A 17,718-nucleotide genomic window follows, 5' to 3' on the forward strand; every position below is an offset into this window, starting at 1 on the left:
CGTTCAGTCCCGGCCCTTCCGAGGTTGGCTGGTGCTTGGGGTTGCGTGGTCCACGGTAGGGCCGGGGCGGCGACGGGTCGTTTGTCCGGGCAGTCGCACTGCCCGGCCGGGCTTGGACGCCATGTACAGCGGGGCTGTCGTCACTCCCCCGCCGGTGCCGTGGCCTTGAGCGCCAGCCACAGTTCCATCCGGACGTCCGGGTCGTCCAGGGAGCGGCCCAGGATCTCCTCGACCCGGCGCATCCGGTAGCGCAGCGTGTGGCGGTGGACGCCGAGGTCGGCCGCCGCCGCGTCCCACTGGCCGTGGCGGGACAGCCAGGCCCGCAGGGAGGCGACCAGGTCGCCGCGGCCCGTCGCGTCGTGTTCGCGCAGGGCGCGCAGCAGTCCGTCCGCGAAGGCCCGTACGGCGTCGTCCTGGAGCAGCGGGAGCACCGATCCGGTCGCCAGCTCCTCGTGCTCGACCAGCGCCCGGCCGCGCCGCCGGGCCACCGAGAGCGCCTGTTCGGCCTGCTTGTAGGCGGCAGCGGCGGCGATCGGCCCGGCGGGGGCCGACATCCCGACCACCAGTTCGTCCTCGTCGGCGGCCGACTGCTCGCGGGCGGCGGCCCGGGCGGCCTGGACCGCCGGTGCGTACTCCTGGCAGGCGGCGACGGCCGCGCCCCCGTCGACGGCGAGGATCACGAGCCGGGCCTGACCCTCGGGCACGACGAGCACGGCCTCCCCGGAGCGGGCGGCGGCGGACTCCACCGTCTCCGCGAGCCCCTCCAGGGGGTCGCCGTCCGTGTCGGCCGCCGCGAGCGCGGCTGCGGTCTGCGGCGCGGTCGCCACGCGCGCGTGCCCGTCGGCGTGCGCCCGGGCGGCCGAAGCGGACGCCGACTCGGCGACGATCACCCGGAAGGGCGCGTCCAGGAGGTCGCCGTACAGGTCCCCGGCGACGGCACGGGCGTGGTCCGGCTGCCCGGCGAGCAGCATCCGCAGCACGGCCGCGCCGATCCGCTGCTCGGCGGCGTGCAGGGACCGGGAGCGTTCGGTGGTGAGGGTCAGCAGGGCGATGGCGGAGTGCACGGCGTACCGCTCGGCGGTGCCCAGCGGGGCGGCCGTGCCCACGGCGAGCGCGGCGCGCGGGCGGCGCCCGGTGCCGAGGGAGTGCAGCTCGATGCGGTCCTCGCCGTTCGGCCCGCCGACCACGGAGCTGGCCGGCGCGGGGCGCTCCCGCAGCCGTTCCACGTCGGGGGTGAGGCGTGCGGCGCGGCGCCCGGCCCACTCGGGCGCGGCGGCGACGACGGCGCCGGACGCGTCGTAGAGCGCGGCCCAGCCGTCGACCTGGGCGGCGAGCGCGGCGAGCAGTCCCTCCGGGCCGTCGCTGAGCGCCTGCCTGGTCAGCTCGCGCTGTGCGGCGAACCCCGCGGTCACGGCCCGGTACTGGTCGGCGGCGAGCGCGGCGGAGACGGCCTTGCTGATGGCGAGGAAGGGGGTGCGGCGGGGCACCTCCAGCAGCGGGAGCCCCTCCTCGCGGGCCGCGTCCACGAGTGCCTTGGGGACCTCGTCGTAGTTGACGCCCACGGCGAAGCCGAGGCCGACCACGCCCGCGCCCACCAGCCGCTTCACATAGCGGCGCATGGCCTCCGGGTCCTCCGCGTCCAGCTTGAGCGCGGTGATGAGCAGCAGCTCGCCGCCCTCCATGTAGGGCACGGGGTCGGCGAGCTCGCTGACGTGCGCCCAGCGGACGGGGACGTCCAGGTGGTCCTCGCCCGCGCGCACGGTCAGCTTGAGCGCGGAGTGGTGGACGAGCGAGGCGAGGGTGAGGGGCATGGGGCCTTCGGGTCGTGGGTGATCGTCGTGATCTGTGCGATCTTTGTGATCGTCGTGATCCTTTGGCCGCCGCGTATGAACGACCTATGCCGATTCTGCCTCACCGTACGGTCGCCGCGGGCCCGGATCCCCGTCAGTTCCGAAGATCGACCAGAAGTGGCGGGGCGTGCTCGCCCTTCACGTTCGTCAGGGAGAGCACGGCGTGCCCCGGCGGCACCGCGTGCGCCAGTTCGGACGCGGACCACCGCTCGCGCTCTACCTGGCGGACGGTCACCGCGCGCGCGGTCGGCGCGTGGCCGGTGATCACCCGGCGCAGCATGTGCAGGGCCTTGCCCGCCGGGGTCTCGGCGATGATCTGCCGGTCGGTGACGTCCCGCGTCTCGGTCCACTCCTTGCCCCACACCTCGGCGAAGTCCTGGCCGTCCCAGGGGGTGAGCCCGGACAGCGCCATCCGGCACCCGGTGGCGCCGAGCAGGGGCCCGCGCAGCGGCCGGGGCACGTCGTCGAGCGTGCGCAGGGTGAGGACGACACCGGCGTTCGAGGACCTGAGCCGCTGGATGCCGCGGACGGCCTCGGGCGTCACCACCCCGCTCGCGTCGTCGAGGAGCAGGCAGGCGAACAGGGACCGGTCCTCACGGGTGGCGACACTGGCGGTGAACTGGGCGAGCACCAGTCGCGCGAGGATCCGCGAGGCGTCGGCGTGACCGCGCTCGGGCAGGTCGATACGGACCCGCACCGGGTGGTCGAGGGCGCGCAGGGAGAACGGCCGGGTCTGCCCGGAGGTGTCGAAGAACGGGGCGAAGGCGGGCCGGTCGAGCAGCGCGACCCGGTCGGCGAGGACCCCGCCGACGTCGCCGGGGTGCCGGGACTGCCGTTCCCGGGCGTCCAGTTCCCGTAGCAGGGCGTCCTGCCCGGTGTCCTGCAGGGCCTTCCGCAGGGCGGCGAGGGGCCCGGGCGCGCCGTCGAGGAGCTCGCGCAGCTCCGGTACGGACGGGAAGCGCCCGTGGACGGCCCGGTAGGGCCCGAGGAGCTGGGCGAGGACGGTGGTGGAGCGGCGGCTGTCCCCGCCGGGGTGCGGGTCGGCGAGGTCGCCGACGAGCGCCTCGGCGAGCACGGCCGCCGCCTCGTCCGGGTCGGTGGTGCCGCCGTACAGGTCCAGGTCGTACACGGACTCGGGGTGTCCGACGCGTACGACGACGTCGTAGGCGTCCGCCGGTCCGAGCCCGGCGCCGGCCGCCCCGACCACGACGACGGCGGCCCGCCCGGTGAGCGCGTGCAGGCACAGCGACTCGGCGAGCGGCCACACCAGCGAGCTGGTCTTGCCGGACCCGGCGGGTCCCACGGCGACCAGGGAGGTGGCGAGCAGATCGGGGCCGAGGGCGAGTCCGCTGCCGCGGTAGGCGTAGGGGTTGCGGGGGTCGTCGACGGCGGTGCCGAGCCGGACCTGGCCGGTGAACAGGTCGTGCCGGGCGAGCCGGGCGGGCAGGTCGCGCTCCCCGGAGGGGTGTGGGCAGGCGGCGGCGCCGTGCTTGAGCACCGCGCTGGTGAACGTGGTGAGGTCGTGCCGGCCGCTGAGCACACCCTGCCAGGCGCGGGTGATGCGGGCGTGGTCGACGTCGCGCATGAGCCCGGCGTGCGCGTCGGCGGCGAGCCGGTCGGCGGCCTCGTGCGCCCCTGCGGCGCGGAGCTGGTTGAACCGGGCGGGGTCGTCCTCGGGCGCCGGGGGCTTCTCGGCCATGGGGGCGGCGGCGCGCCAGGCGGGCGGTCCGAAGCGGCGCCAGACCTCGCCCCAGCGGCCGAGCTTGCCGACGGTGAGCATGATGGCGAGGGCGATGACCGTGTAGTAGCCGTACCAGAGGACGGCGTTGCCGACGCGGTCGTTGCTGTGCCGCCAGGAGTCGGGGGTGAACAGGTCCAGCGGTACCACCCACCAGCCGCCGAGGTAGCCGTTCCACAGCAGCGACCAGATCAGCCAGCCCACCAGGAACGCGATCAGCGCGCCGCTGAGCAGCTGCCGGGTCGGGGTCCGCTCGGGTTCCTGTGCGGGCCGTGGCCGGTGCCCGAAGCGCCACACGCCGGGCAGCGCGGGTGGCCGGGGCGCCCGCAGCCAGGCCAGGAACGCCGAGCCGTCCGGCCGCGGCGGCGGCCCGGGGGCGTGCGCCGGGCGGGGCGGCACCGGGGGCGGCCCCGCCGGACGCGGCACGGGGTCGGCCCGCGTGATCCGTGCGTCCTGCGTTCCGTCGCTGTCCATCGCCGTTGCCCCCTGACCAGCCGCTCCGTCCACCATCAGCGAGTCAATCTAACGTCCCCGCAAGGGGAGTTCACCGCATACGCGACCGGGTGTCCGGTGACGCGTCCCCTTCCGTGGTGTCCACCGCTATGTCCACGGCGGACAAGCGGGCGTCCGCAAGGCGCCCACATGGAGCATGCCCACCCTTCGCGGCCCGCCTTAGCCTGCGAGAAAAGAGGCAAGCGTCCGAAAAACACCCTCGTCACACACACTCGTCGACAAGACCGTCGACGACACCCCCGTCGACAAGACCGTCGACCCGCCCGAACGCAAGATCATCAGGGAGCCCCCATGACCGCACTTCCGCAGGAGCGCCGCGTCGTCACCGCCATCCCCGGCCCGAAGTCGCTCGAGCTGCAGGCCCGTCGCACCGCCGCGGTCGCCCAGGGCGTGGGCTCCGTGCTGCCGGTGTTCACCACGCGCGCGGGCGGCGGGATCATCGAGGACGTCGACGGCAACCGGCTGATCGACTTCGGCTCCGGTATCGCCGTGACGTCCGTGGGCGCCTCCGCCGAGGCCGTCGTACGCCGGGCGTCGGCACAGCTCCAGGACTTCACGCACACCTGTTTCATGGTCACGCCGTACGAGGGCTACGTGGCCGTCGCCGAGGCGCTGGCCGAGCTCACGCCGGGTGACCACGCCAAGAAGTCCGCGCTGTTCAACTCGGGCGCCGAGGCGGTCGAGAACGCCGTCAAGATCGCCCGCGCGTACACCAGGCGCCAGGCGGTCGTCGTCTTCGACCACGGCTACCACGGCCGCACCAACCTCACGATGGCGCTGACGGCCAAGAACATGCCGTACAAGCACGGCTTCGGCCCGTTCGCGCCCGAGGTCTACCGGATGCCGATGGCCTACGCCTACCGCTGGCCGACCGGCCCGGAGAACTGCGGTCCCGAGGCCGCCGCGCAGGCCATCGACCAGATCACCAAGCAGGTCGGTGCGGACAACGTGGCCGCGATCATCATCGAGCCGGTGCTCGGCGAGGGCGGCTTCATCGAGCCGGCGAAGGGCTTCCTGCCCGCGCTGCGGAAGTTCGCCACGGACAACGGCATCGTCTTCGTCGCCGACGAGATCCAGTCGGGCTTCTGCCGCACCGGCCAGTGGTTCGCCTGCGAGGACGAGGGCATCGTCCCGGACCTGATCACGACGGCGAAGGGCATCGCGGGCGGCCTTCCGCTCGCCGCGGTCACCGGCCGCGCGGAGATCATGGACGCCGCGCACGCGGGCGGCCTGGGCGGCACCTACGGCGGCAACCCGGTCGCCTGCGCGGGTGCGCTCGGCGCGATCGAGACGATGAAGGAGCTCGACCTCAACGCGCGGGCGAAGGAGATCGAGGAGACCATGAAGGCCCGCCTGACGGCGATGGCCGAGAAGTTCGACGTGATCGGCGACGTCCGAGGCCGTGGCGCGATGATCGCGATCGAGCTGGTGAAGGACCGTACGACGAAGGAGCCGAACCCGGAGGCGACCTCGGCGCTCGCCAAGGCCTGCCACCAGGAGGGCCTGCTGGTCCTGACCTGTGGCACCTACGGGAACGTGCTGCGTTTCCTGCCGCCGCTGGTGATCGGCCAGGACCTGCTGAACGAGGGTCTGGACATCATCGAGCAGGCGTTCGCGCGCATCTGACCTCAACGTCAGAGCGTGTGAAGAAGGTGTGCGAGGTGGATGGCGGGTCGCGTTTCCGGCTGTCGGCGCGGTTTTTCCTGCCGTAGGTTCTTCACCGGATGAGAGATACACCCGCCCACAGGGGACTGTGGGCGGCACTGGGCCGGGGCCTCCCCAGCTTCGACCTGGTCGTGCCCTCGCGCACACAAGGAGCCTTCGGCTCCGGATCTCCTCGTGATCGGACGGCCGCACGCCCCAAACCCCCCGGGGCGGGCGGCACCCCGATCACCACGGCCGCCCCGGAACAACCCCCCCTGTTCCGGGGCGGCCGTCCCGCGTTCTGCCCCACCCGTTCAGCGGCGGCACCCGGTCACGGGAAGACCGGCCGACCTGGGAAGCTGAGTGGTGTGTCATCGCCCCGAGAAGCCGCCCGCCACCGCAGGTGGCCCGCCTGTGTCGTGGCCACCGCCGTCGTCCTCTTCCTCCTCCTCACCTGGCAGGTCGTCGCCCATGGCCCGCTCGCGCGGGCGGACCTGCGGCTGAGCGGACACCTGGTCCGTCCCGACCGGGTGTCCGGGGCTCTCGCCGACCTGGGGAACGTCTCCGTCGCCGTGCCGATCCTCGCCGTGGTGCTGGTGTGCGCCGCCAGGCTGGCCCGGCGTGCCGGTACGCGACGGTGGTGGCTGCCGTCCGTCGCCGCGACCGTCCTGATGGCCCTCGTCCCCGTGTTCGTCATCCCGGTCAAGCACCTCGTCGCCCGGCCGGGCCCACCCCTGATGGGCCCGGCCACCGGTTACTTTCCCTCCGGCCACACGGCCACCGCCGCCATCGCCTACGGTGCCGCGGCCCTCGTCCTGCGGCCCTGGCTGCGCACGTCCTACGCCCGCCGCGAAGTACTCCTCGCCTGCCTCGCCCTCAACCTCGCCGTGGCCTTCGGTCTGGTCCGCCACGGCTATCACTGGCTCCTGGACGTCGTGGCCAGTTGGTGTCTGGGCGCCGTGCTGCTGACCGGGCTCGCGGTGTTCCTCGGCCGACACGAGGGGCCGTAGGGATCGGCGCTCCCCGGCCGGCACGAGGGACCCCAGGGATCGGCGCTCCCCGGCCGGCACGAGGGACCCCAGGGATCGGCGTCGGGCCCTCAGCTGTCGAAGCCCAGGCCCAGTCGGTCCATGGTCCTCAGCCACAGGTTGCGCCGCCCGGCGTGCGCGTCCGCCCGCGCCAGCGACCACTTGGTCAGCGCGATGCCCGTCCAGGCGAACGGCTCCGGCGGGAACGGCACCGGCTTCCTGCGGACCATCCGAAGTTCCGTCCGCTCCGTGCGCTCCCCCGCCAGCAGGTCCAGCATGACCTCGGCGCCGAAGCGGGTCGCGCCGACGCCGAGGCCCGTGTAGCCGGCCGCGTACGCCACCCGCCCCTGGTGGGCCGTGCCGAAGAACGCCGAGAAGCGCGAGCAGGTGTCGATCGCGCCGCCCCACGCGTGGGTGAAGCGGACGCCCTCCAGCTGCGGGAAGCACGTGAAGAAGTGCCCGGCGAGCTTGGCGTACGTCTCCGGGCGGTCCTCGTACTCGGCGCGCACCCGGCCGCCGTACGGGTAGATCGCGTCGTAGCCGCCCCACAGGATGCGGTTGTCGGCCGAGAGCCGGAAGTAGTGGAACTGGTTCGCCGAGTCCCCGAGGCCCTGGCGGTTCCTCCAGCCGACCGAGGCCAGCTGGTCGGCGGTGAGCGGCTCGGTCATCAGCGCGTAGTCGTAGACCGGGACCGTGTACGGGCGGACGCGCCGCACCAGGTTCGGGAAGACGTTCGTACCGAGCGCGACCCGCCGCGCGCGCACCTCGCCGTACGGGGTGCGGACGGCCATGCCGGCGCCGTACGGCTTGAGGGTCAGGGCGGGCGTGTGCTCGTGGATGCGGACACCGAGCCGCAGGCAGGCGCGCTTGAGGCCCCAGGCGAGCTTCGCCGGATGCACCATGGCCACGCCCCGGCGGTCGTACAGGCCCGCCAGGAAGGTCGGCGAGTCGACCTGTTCCCGTACCGCGTCCGCGTCCAGGTACTCGACGCCGTCGGCGAGGCCCCGACGCTCCATCTCCTCGTACCAGTCCTTCAGTTCCCACGCCTGGTACGTCTCGGTCGCGACGTCGATCTCGCCGGTGCGCTCGAAGTCGCAGTCCAGTGAGTGGCGGGCGACCGCCTTCTCGATCTCGTCGAGGTTGCGGGCGCCCAGTTCCTGCAGCTTGTGAATCTCCTCCGGCCAGCGGGCGAGGCCGTTGGCCGAGCCGTGGGTGAGGGAGGCGGCACAGAAGCCTCCGTTGCGGCCGGAGGCGGCCCAGCCCACCTCACGGCCCTCCACCAGCACCACGTCCCGCCCGGGGTCGCGCTCCTTGGCGATCAGCGCGGTCCACAGTCCGCTGTAGCCGCCGCCCACCACCAGCAGGTCGCAGGTCTCGGCGCCGGTGAGCGCGGGCTCGGGGCGAGGACGGCCGGGGTCGTCCAGCCAGTACGGGACCGGCCGGGCTTCGGAGAGAGATGTCGTCCAACGGGTCATGGCGCTCGGGGCCATGATGTCAACTCCCCACGGAATTCCAGGAACAGGGATTACGCCTTCCGGCGCTTTCTGCGGTTGCCGGCGGCCATGGACGCCAGCACGAACAGGACGGCGACGATGAACATCGCCGTGCCGATCACATTGATCTGGACGGGCGTTCCGCGCTGCGCCGAGCCCCACACGAACATGGGGAAGGTGACGGTGGAGCCCGCGTTGAAATTGGTGATGATGAAATCGTCGAAGGAGAGCGCGAAGGCGAGCAGCGCACCCGCGGCGATTCCGGGCGCCGCGATGGGCAGCGTGACCCTCAGGAACGTCTGCACCGGGCCCGCGTAGAGGTCCTGCGCCGCCTGTTCCAGCCTCGGGTCCATCGACATCACGCGCGCCTTGACCGCGGTGACGACGAAGCTGAGGCAGAACATGATGTGCGCGATCAGGATGGTCCAGAAGCCCAGTTGGGCGCCCATGTTGAGGAACAGGGTGAGCAGCGAGGCCGCCATGACGACCTCGGGCATCGCCATCGGCAGGAAGATCAGCGAGTTCACGGCGCCGCGCGCGCGGAAGCGGTGGCGGACCAGCGCGAAGGCGATCATCGTGCCGAGGACCGTGGCGCCGATGGTCGCCCACACGGCGATCTGGAGGCTGACCGCGAGCGAGCCACACATCCCGGCGACGCCGCACGGGTCCTTCCAGGCGTTCGTGGAGAACTGCTGCCACTGGTAGTTGAAGCGGCCCGTCGGCTTGTTGAAGGAGAACACCGTGACGACGACGTTCGGCAGCAGGAGATATCCGAGCGTCAGCAGTCCGGCGATGACGACGAGATGGCGTTTGAGCCAGTTGACGAAGGTCATTTTTAAACGAGATCCTCCGTGCCGGACCTGCGGATGTAGACCGTGACCATGACGAGGATCGCTGCCATCAGGATGAACGAGAGGGCGGCGGCCTTCGGGTAGTCCAGGACGGTCAGGAACTGTGTCTGGATGACGTTGCCGACCATGCGGGTGTCGGTGGAGCCGAGCAGGTCCGCGTTGACGTAGTCGCCGGCGGCCGGGATGAAGGTCAGCAGCGTGCCGGAGACCACGCCCGGCATCGACAGCGGGAAGGTGACCTTGTGGAAGGTGGTGAAGGGCTTGGCGTACAGATCGCCGGCCGCCTCGTGCAGGCGCGGGTCGATGCGCTCCAGCGAGGTGTAGAGCGGCAGGATCATGAACGGCAGGAAGTTGTACGTCAGTCCGCACACCACCGCGAGCGGGGTGGCCAGCACGCGGTCGCCCGAGGTCCAGCCGAGCCAGTTGGTGACGTCCAGGACGTGCAGCGTGTTCAGGGCCCCGACGACCGGGCCGCCGTCCGCCAGGATCGTCTTCCAGGCGAGGGTGCGGATCAGGAAGCTGGTGAAGAACGGCGCGATCACCAGGATCATGACCAGGTTCCGCCAGCGGCCCGCCCGGAAGGCGATGAGGTACGCCAGCGGGTAGCCGAGGAGCAGACACAGCAGCGTCGCGGCGGCCGCGTACAGGACCGACCGCACGAACTGCGGCCAGTACGTGGACAGCGCGTCCCAGTAGGTGGCGAAGTGCCAGGTGACCTTGTAGCCCTGCTCCAGGGAGCCCGTCTGCACCGACGTGGACGCCTGGTAGACCATCGGCAGCGCGAAGAAGACCAGCAGCCACAGGATGCCGGGCAGCAGCAGCCAGTACGGAGTGAGGCGGCCCCGTCTGCGCGGGGGCTTCCCGCTCTCGGGGGCGGTGGGCGCGAGGGGCGGGGGCGCCTCGGTGAGCGTCGTCATCAGGCCGCCTCTTCCTCGACCGTCTCCACCCCGGCGTCGATGTCCTGAGCCGCGTCCAGGCCGAAGGTGTGGGCCGGGCTCCAGTGCAGGACGACCTGCGTGCCGGGCACCAGGCGGGGGTCGCGGTCGATGTTCTGGGCGTAGACCGCGAACTCGGGGCAGACCGGGCTGTCGACGACGTACTGGGTGGAGACGCCGATGAAACTGGCGTCGGCGATCGTGCCGGTGATGCGGTTGCGGCCCTCGGGGACCTCGCCCGCGTCGTCGGCGTGGGTGAGGGCGACCTTCTCGGGGCGGACGCCCACCAGCACCTTTCCGCCGCTTGTCGTCGGCGCGGAACAGCGCCCCTCGGGCAGGGTCAACGTGCCGCCGCCCGCCTTCAGGACGATCTCCTCGCCGTTCTTGGAGTCGACCTCGGCCTCGATCAGGTTGGAGGTGCCGAGGAAGTTGGCGACGAACGTCGTGCGCGGGTTCTCGTACAGGTCGGTGGGCGAACCGAGTTGCTCGACCCGGCCCGCGTTCATCACGGCGACCGTGTCGGCCATCGTCATGGCCTCCTCCTGGTCGTGCGTGACATGGATGAAGGTGATGCCCACCTCGGTCTGGATCCGCTTGAGCTCCAACTGCATCTGGCGGCGCAGCTTGAGGTCGAGGGCGCCGAGCGGCTCGTCCAGGAGGAGCACCTTGGGGTGGTTGATCAACGCCCGGGCCACGGCGACGCGCTGCTGCTGCCCGCCGGAGAGCTGGTGCGGCTTCTTGCGCGCCTGCTCGCCGAGCTGCACCAGCTCCAGCATGTCCTCGACCTGTTTCTTCACCGACTTGACGCCGCGCCGGCGCAGGCCGAAGGCGACGTTCTCGAAGATGTCCAGGTGCGGGAAGAGGGCGTAGGACTGGAAGACCGTGTTCACCGGGCGCTTGTACGGCGGCAGGTGCGTGACGTCCTGGTCGCCGAGGTGCACGGTGCCGCTGGTGGGCTCCTCCAGGCCCGCGATCATGCGCAGGGTGGTGGTCTTGCCGCAGCCGGAGGCGCCGAGCAGCGCGAAGAAGGAGCCCTGCGGCACGGTCAGGTCGAGCGGGTGTACGGCGGTGAAGGAGCCGTAGGTCTTGGATATCCCGGAGAGGCGGACGTCGCCGCTGTTGTCTGGTGTCGTCATCGTCGTCGTCACGCCCCTGTCAGCTTGGAGAACTTCTGCTGGTAGGCCGTCTCTTCCTTCGGTGTCAGCGAGCGGAAGGCATGGGACTTCGCCTGCATGGCCTTGTCGGGAACGATCAGCGGATTGCTGGCCGCCCCCTTGTCGATCTTCGCAAGGTAGGGCTGCACTCCCGCGACCGGACTCACGTAGTTGATGTAGGCGGCGAGTTCGGCGGCCGGCTCGGGCTCGTAGAAGAAGTCGATGAGCCGCTCGGCGTTCGTCTTGTGGCGCGCCTTGTTGGGGACCAGCATGTTGTCGGACGAGGTCATGTAGCCGGCGTCCGGGATGACATAGCCGACGTCCGGGTTGTCCGCCTGGAGCTGGACGATGTCGCCGCCCCAGGCCACGCACGCGGCGAAGTCGCCCTTGGTGAGGTCCGAGGTGTAGTCGTTGCCGGTGAAGCGGCGTATCTGGCCCTGGTCGACGGCCTTCTGCAGGCGGGCGATCACCGCGTCGAAGTCGTCGTCGGTGAACTTCGCCGGGTCCTTGCCCATGTCGAGCATGGTCATGCCGATGCTGTCGCGCATCTCGGTCAGGAAGCCGACGCGGCCCTTGAGCTTGGGGTTGTCCAGCAGGTCGGAGACCGACTTCACCTCGATGCCGTCCAGCGCCTTCTTGTTGTAGGCAACGACGGTCGAAACGCCCTGCCAGGGGTACGAGTACGCCCGTCCCGGATCCCAGTCCGGCGCCCGGAACTGGTCCGACAGGTTGGCGAAGGCGTGGGGAAGGTTGGACGGGTCCAGTTTCTGGACGTATCCGAGCCGGATCATCCGGGCGGCCAGCCAGTCGGTGAGCACGATCAGGTCGCGGCCGGTGTCCTGGCCGGCGGCGAGCTGCGGCTGGATCTTGCCGAAGAACTCGTCGTTGTCGTTGATGTCCTCGGTGTACTTGACCTGGATGCCGCTCTGCTTGGCGAACGCGTCGAGCGTGGGGTGCCGTTTGGTCTTGTCGTCCACGTCGATGTACTCGGGCCAGTTCGAGAAGTTGACGACCTTCTCCTTGGCCGAGTGGTCGTCGGCGGACGCGCCACCTGGTGTCCTGGTTGCCGCGGGGATGCCGCAGGCGCTCAGCGCCCCGAGTGCGCCGGCCGTGAGCGCGCCGCCCGCGGAGGCGCGCAGCAGCGACCGGCGGGTCATCGCCGCCCGGCCGTTGCGGAGGCTCCGCCGGATGGCGGCGGCTACGACCGGCGAGGGGCGGTCGGGCTCGTACTGCTCCATGCGCGTGGTGCCCTTTCGGAGGTGGTGCCCTTTCGGGAGGGTGGGTGGCCGCGGGTCGGGCGGCCCGGCTGCTATCGGTCCCCGAAGATCGTGCGGTGCCAGTCCTTGCGGGCCACCGCCGTGTTGTCGAACATGACGTGCTTGATCTGGGTGTATTCCTCGAACGAGTAAGCGGACATGTCCTTGCCGAAGCCGGAGGCCGCAAAGCCGCCGTGGGGCATCTCGCTGATGATCGGGATGTGGTCGTTGACCCAGACGCAGCCCGCCCTGATCTCCCTGGTCGCACGGTTCGCCCGGTAGACGTCCCGCGTCCAGGCGGATGCGGCGAGGCCGTAGGGGGTGTCGTTGGCGAGCCGGATGCCGTCGTCGTCGCTGTCGAAGGGCAGGACGACGAGCACGGGCCCGAAGATCTCGGACTGGACGATCTCGCTGTCCTGGGGTGCGTCGGCGATGAGGGTGGGCCGGTAGTACGCGCCGTCCTGGAGGTCGTCGCCCTCGGGGGCCCGTCCGCCGGTCACCACGCGCGCGTAGGCACGCGCCCGGTCGACGAAGCCGGCCACGCGGTCGCGCTGGGCGTGCGAGATCAGCGGGCCCAGGTCGGTGCCGGGGGCGAACGGGTCGCCGAGCCGGACGGTCTCCATGAGGGCCGCGGTCCGCGCGACGAACTCCTCGTACAGCGGCCGTTGCACGTACGCGCGCGTGGCGGCCGTGCAGTCCTGGCCGGTGTTGATGAGGGCGCCCGCGACCGCGCCGTGCACGGCGGCCTCAAGGTCCGCGTCGTCGAAGACGACGAAGGGTGCCTTGCCGCCGAGTTCCAGGTGGAGGCGCTTGACGGTCGCGGTGGCGATCTCGGCGACGCGCCTGCCGACCGCGGTGGAACCGGTGAAGGAGGTCATGGCCACATCGGGGTGGCCGACGAGATGCTCACCGGCCTCCTTGCCGGTGCCGGTGACGATGTTGACGACACCGTCCGGGATGCCCGCATACGTGGCGGCCCGGGCGAACAACAGCGAGGTCAGCGGCGTGAGTTCGGCCGGTTTCAGGACGATCGTGTTGCCCGCGGCGATCGCCGGGAGGATCTTCCAGGCGGCCATCTGCAGGGGGTAGTTCCAGGGTGCGACGGAGCCGATGACGCCGATGGGTTCGCGGCGGACGTAGGAGGTGTGGTCGCCGGAGTACTCGCCGGCGGACTGCCCCTGGAGGTGGCGGGCGGCACCGGCGAAGAAGGCGGTGTTGTCGATCGTGCCCGGCACGTCGAACTCCCGCGTGAGCTTGAGCGGTTTGCCGCACTGGAGCGACTCGGCGCGGGCGAAGTCCTCGGCGTGGTCGGCGAGGACGGCGGCGAAGCGGTGCAGCGCGTCGGAGCGTTCGCCCGGGGTCGCCGTGGACCACTCGGGGAAGGCCGCGCGGGCGGCGGCCACGGCGCGGTCGACGTCGTCGGTGCCGGCCAGTTCGTAGGTGTACACCTCGGTGCCGGTCGACGGGTCGATCACCGAGTGCGTACGGCCCGAGGTGCCCGTGGCCGGTCGGCCCGCGATGTACTGCGCACCGTCCGCGAAACGTTCCTGTAGGTCGCCCCGCGTGGTCGGGCGGGTGGCACCGTCACCGGCGTTGCCCGGTTTGTCCATGTCGCTCTCCTCCGCCGCCGGCCCGCTGTGCGCTGCGGGGGCTGGCGTAGCTTCGGCTCGATATGGGTGCCGATCCTGACAGAGCAAGGGGAGGTCAACAAGTGATTCCGTTGTTGCCTTTTGGTTACGCGACGGAATCTGTCGACCAGATGCCGAGTGCGGCCCATAAAGAAGGGACAGGATGTCAGTGGTGCGTGCCAGACTCGGCGGCATGGAGAAGATCGATTCTTGGGACGCCCTGATCAGGGAGGTCCGCGCGGGGGCGAGGATCAAGTACCTCCACTTCTGGGGGCACCGGCCGCGCGCGGACGGACGGATCGCGGCGAGCTGTCTGAGCCAGTGGTGGCCGTCGCCGTTCACCGTGGATGGCGTGGAGTACGCGACGGCTGAGCACTGGATGATGGCGTCGAAGGCGCGGCTCTTCGGTGACGCGGAGGCGGAGCGGAAGGTGCTCCGGACGCCGGAGCCCGCGCTCGTGAAGAAGGCGGGGCGGCTGGTGCGCGGCTTCGACGAGGCGATATGGGCGCGGGAGCGGTTCGGCATCGTGGTCGAGGGCAGTGTCCACAAGTTCGCCGCGCACGAGGAGCTGCGGGACTTTCTGCTGGGCACGGGGAAGCGTGTGCTGGTCGAGGCGAGCCCGCTGGACCGGGTGTGGGGCATCGGGCTCGCGGCGGACGACGAACGGGCGGCGGATCCGGAGCGGTGGCGGGGGCCGAACCTGCTGGGGTTCGCGCTGATGGAGGCCCGGGCGCGGTTGGCCTCGGGGCAGCCGGTGCCCGATGGGTCAGCCGGCAGCCCCCGTCACCAGTGAGGTCGAGTAGCCGTCGTCGGTGCCCGTCCACGGGTCGTCACCACTGCTGTGGTCCGGGACGGCGAGGACGACGACGAGCAGGACGGCGCCCAGGACGAACCCGACCGCTCCGCAGATGAGGCCGGCCAGGGCCATGCCCGGGTTGGTCGCCTGGCCTCGGCGCGCCTTGCGGCGGCCGGCGACGCCGAAGATCACAGCGAGCACGCCGGCGGGCATGGCCAGCGGCCAGAGGCAGAACACGACGGTGGAGATGATGCCGAGCACGAGCGAGGCGATCCCCATGCCGTTGCTCGGCGGCACGGGCAGACCGGGCCAGCCGTAGCCGGCGCCCTGGGGGCCGTAGGGCGCGCCGTAGGCCGGATGGCCGGGGTACCGGGGGTAGCCGTACGGCACCTGCCCCGGGCCCTCGGGACCGATGGGGGGCGGCGGTACGGGTTCGCCCGGGGCGGGGGGCGGAGCGGCGAAGGGGTTGCCGGCGGCCGGGGATCCGGGGCTCGGTGCGGCGTACGGGTTGGCCCAGGGGCCCTGGGGCGGGGTGACCGGCAGGGCGGGACCCGGGAACGTGACGGTGGTGGGCCGGTCCTGCCCGGAGGGGGTGCCGCCGCCGGGGGCCACGGTGCCCTCGGGCTCCACGGGGGGCGCCCACGGGTCGGAGGCGGGCTTGTCGAGCCGCACTCCGGAGGGCTCGTCGGCGGGGGTGGCGGGGGCACCCGGTATGCCACCGCCCGCACCGTCCGAGGCATCCGGCGTCTGTCCGCCTCCGGCCCCGCCGCTGCCGTGGCCCGGGGAGGCCCACGGGTCCGGGGCCGCGTCCTGAGGTGTTCCCGGCCGCCAAGCGTCGTCGGACATGCGTGGGTCCCCCCTCTGTCGAATGTTCCGTCATGCTACGGGCCCCGTCTCCCCGACGCGGCCCGCGCCCTACGATGATCCCGCACGTCACCGATCAGCCGATCACCCGCGTCCCTCCCCGGGTCACCACCGCCCGGGCGCCGGGACGCCGTTCCCGGGGAGGAACCTTGACCGACCACCACGACACCGCCGCCGTGCGCGACCTGCACGCCTTCATCGCCGGGCTGCCCAAGGCCGAACTGCACGTGCACCACGTCGGCTCCGCCTCCCCCCGCATCGTCTCGGAACTGGCCGCCCGCCACCCCGACTCCAAGGTGCCCACCGACCCCGAGGCCCTCGCCGACTACTTCACGTTCACGGACTTCGCCCACTTCATCGAGGTGTACCTGTCGGTCGTCGACCTGATCCGGACCCCCGAGGACGTCCGCCTGCTGACGTACGAGATCGCCCGTGACCTGGCCCGTCAGCGGGTCCGCTACGCGGAGCTGACCATCACCCCGTACTCGTCCACCCGCCGCGGTATCGACGAGCGCGCGTTCATGGACGCCATCGAGGACGCCCGCAAGGCCGCTGAGGCGGAGTTCGGGACCGTGCTGCGCTGGTGCTTCGACATCCCGGGCGAGGCCGGGCTGACCTCGGCCGAGGAGACGGTCCGGCTCGCCACGGACGACCGGCTGCGGCCCGAGGGGCTGGTCTCGTTCGGGCTCGGCGGCCCCGAGATCGGCGTGCCTCGGCCCCAGTTCAAGCCCTACTTCGACCGGGCCATAGCGGCGGGTCTCCACTCCGTGCCGCACGCGGGCGAGACGACCGGGCCCGAGACGGTCTGGGACGCGCTGAACGAGCTGCGCGCCGAACGCATCGGGCACGGCACCAGCTCCGCCCGCGACCCGAAGCTGCTGGCCCACCTCGCCGAGCACCGCATCGCGCTGGAGGTCTGCCCGACCTCCAACATCGCCACCCGCGCGGTCCGCTCGCTCGACGAGCACCCGATCAAGGAGTTCATGCGCGCCGGGGTCCTCGTCACCGTCAACTCCGACGACCCGCCGATGTTCGGCACCGACCTCAACAACGAGTACGCGGTCGCCGCGCGGCTCCTCGACCTCGACGAGCGGGGTCTGGCCGCCCTCGCCAGGAACGCGGTCGAGGCGTCGTTCCTCGACGACGCCGACAAGGCGCGGCTGTCTGCCGAGATCGACGCGTACACCACCGCCTGGCTCGCGCCCTGACGGTGCGCCCGTCGCCCCGCCACCACCCCGACGGGCTGCCGCGCGGTGCCGCACCGTCACAATGAGCCCCATGCGTACCGTGACCGCCGTGGCCCATCGCGGCGACCCCTACCACCACCGCGAGAACACGATCGACTCACTGCGCTCCGCGCTCCTGCGCGGCGCGGACGCGGTCGAGATCGACGTACGGCTCACCCGGGACGGTGTGCCCGTGCTGCTGCACGACGGATCGCTGAAGCGGCTGTGGGAGCAGGACCGCCCGCTCGCGGCGCTCTCCTTGGACGAGGTGCGGGGCCTGACGGCGGGCGGTGTGCCGACGCTGGCGGACGCGCTCGCGGCGACCGACGGCAGCCGGGTGATGATCGACCTGCCGGGCGGCCCCTCGTCCCGGGCCGTACGCCGAATCGTCGGCATCGTCCGGGACTGCGGGGCGGCGGAGCGCGTGTACTACTGCGCGGGCGCCGAGACCATGCTGGCGGTGCGTGCCGCCGACCCCGCGGCGGAGATCGCCCTGACCTGGGCGACCCTCGCCCCGCCGCGGCCCGCGCTGCTCGACGCGGTGCGCCCGCGCTGGCTCAACTACCGCTTCGGCCTGGTCGACCGCGACCTGGCGGCCCGGGTGCGCCGGGGCGGCCAGCTGCTGTCCGTGTGGACCCCCGACACCCGCCGGTCGATGCGGCGCCTCCTCGACCTGGGCGTGGACTCGATCACGACGAACCGCATCGACACCCTGCGCGCGGTCCGCGGACACTGAGTCGGG

At 71.9% G+C, this 17,718-nt stretch carries 13 protein-coding genes and 1 pseudogene; 5 read left to right on the forward strand and 9 right to left on the reverse strand.

The window, feature by feature from the left end:
* Positions 1-140 precede the first annotated feature (140 nt).
* Together ACFYZJ_RS21560 and ACFYZJ_RS21565 are read right to left on the reverse strand one after the other, a co-directional pair.
* Positions 141-1,811: a PucR family transcriptional regulator gene (locus ACFYZJ_RS21560; RefSeq protein WP_388570459.1), complete on the reverse strand. Its 1,671-nt coding sequence runs from the start codon at positions 1,809-1,811 to the stop codon at positions 141-143.
* A gap of 133 nt (positions 1,812-1,944) precedes the next feature.
* The gene (locus ACFYZJ_RS21565; protein ID WP_388570461.1) at positions 1,945-4,062 is read right to left on the reverse strand and encodes an ATP-binding protein; all 2,118 of its coding nucleotides are present in this window, start codon (positions 4,060-4,062) and stop codon (positions 1,945-1,947) included.
* Between the two features lie 330 nt (positions 4,063-4,392).
* Between ACFYZJ_RS21565 and gabT the strand changes: the two genes are divergently transcribed.
* The gene (gabT, locus tag ACFYZJ_RS21570; protein ID WP_388570463.1) at positions 4,393-5,727 is read left to right on the forward strand and encodes a 4-aminobutyrate--2-oxoglutarate transaminase; all 1,335 of its coding nucleotides are present in this window, start codon (positions 4,393-4,395) and stop codon (positions 5,725-5,727) included.
* A gap of 437 nt (positions 5,728-6,164) precedes the next feature.
* Entirely contained in the window at positions 6,165-6,755 is a 591-nt protein-coding gene (locus ACFYZJ_RS21575; protein ID WP_388570464.1) for a phosphatase PAP2 family protein, read from the forward strand.
* An 89-nt stretch (positions 6,756-6,844) separates the two neighbouring features.
* On the opposite strand, the gene ACFYZJ_RS21580 is transcribed toward ACFYZJ_RS21575, so the two are convergent.
* The 6 genes from ACFYZJ_RS21580 to ACFYZJ_RS21605 form a co-directional block, all read right to left on the reverse strand.
* Positions 6,845-8,263, reverse strand: coding sequence for an NAD(P)/FAD-dependent oxidoreductase (locus ACFYZJ_RS21580; protein ID WP_388570466.1), 1,419 nt, complete (start codon positions 8,261-8,263; stop codon positions 6,845-6,847).
* 35 nt (positions 8,264-8,298) lie between these two features.
* Complete coding sequence (locus tag ACFYZJ_RS21585) at positions 8,299-9,099, reverse strand: ABC transporter permease (RefSeq protein WP_388570468.1); 801 nt, start codon at positions 9,097-9,099, stop codon at positions 8,299-8,301.
* Between the two features lie 2 nt (positions 9,100-9,101).
* The gene (locus tag ACFYZJ_RS21590; protein WP_388570470.1) at positions 9,102-10,034 is read right to left on the reverse strand and encodes an ABC transporter permease; all 933 of its coding nucleotides are present in this window, start codon (positions 10,032-10,034) and stop codon (positions 9,102-9,104) included.
* Positions 10,034-11,188 carry an ABC transporter ATP-binding protein gene (locus tag ACFYZJ_RS21595; RefSeq protein ID WP_388570471.1) on the reverse strand — a complete coding sequence of 385 codons (1,155 nt, stop codon included), beginning with the start codon at positions 11,186-11,188 and terminating at the stop codon, positions 10,034-10,036. The genes ACFYZJ_RS21590 and ACFYZJ_RS21595 overlap by 1 nt, the downstream gene beginning before the upstream one ends.
* Before the next feature lie 8 nt (positions 11,189-11,196).
* Positions 11,197-12,444, reverse strand: coding sequence for a PotD/PotF family extracellular solute-binding protein (locus ACFYZJ_RS21600; RefSeq protein ID WP_388570473.1), 1,248 nt, complete (start codon positions 12,442-12,444; stop codon positions 11,197-11,199).
* Between the two features lie 71 nt (positions 12,445-12,515).
* On the reverse strand, positions 12,516-14,072 hold the full coding sequence (locus ACFYZJ_RS21605) for a gamma-aminobutyraldehyde dehydrogenase (protein WP_388570475.1): 1,557 nt from the start codon (positions 14,070-14,072) through the stop codon (positions 12,516-12,518).
* A 181-nt stretch (positions 14,073-14,253) separates the two neighbouring features.
* On the opposite strand from ACFYZJ_RS21605, the gene ACFYZJ_RS21610 reads away from it, so the two are divergent.
* Complete coding sequence (locus tag ACFYZJ_RS21610) at positions 14,254-14,883, forward strand: NADAR family protein (protein ID WP_388570476.1); 630 nt, start codon at positions 14,254-14,256, stop codon at positions 14,881-14,883.
* Here ACFYZJ_RS21610 and ACFYZJ_RS21615 read toward each other — a convergent pair.
* Positions 14,857-15,732, reverse strand: a complete 876-nt coding sequence (locus ACFYZJ_RS21615; RefSeq protein ID WP_388570478.1) for a DUF4190 domain-containing protein — start codon at positions 15,730-15,732, stop codon at positions 14,857-14,859. The genes ACFYZJ_RS21610 and ACFYZJ_RS21615 overlap by 27 nt on opposite strands.
* Before the next feature lie 22 nt (positions 15,733-15,754).
* Here ACFYZJ_RS21615 and ACFYZJ_RS21620 point away from each other — a divergent pair.
* Both ACFYZJ_RS21620 and ACFYZJ_RS21625 read left to right on the forward strand, forming a co-directional pair.
* Positions 15,755-16,958 (forward strand): annotated as a pseudogene (locus ACFYZJ_RS21620) (adenosine deaminase).
* A gap of 70 nt (positions 16,959-17,028) precedes the next feature.
* On the forward strand, positions 17,029-17,712 hold the full coding sequence (locus ACFYZJ_RS21625; protein WP_388570480.1) for a glycerophosphodiester phosphodiesterase: 684 nt from the start codon (positions 17,029-17,031) through the stop codon (positions 17,710-17,712).
* Positions 17,713-17,718 lie beyond the last annotated feature (6 nt).

Origin of the sequence: Streptomyces sp. NPDC001848, assembly GCF_042891915.1 — a bacterium.
Classification (GTDB): domain Bacteria; phylum Actinomycetota; class Actinomycetes; order Streptomycetales; family Streptomycetaceae; genus Streptomyces.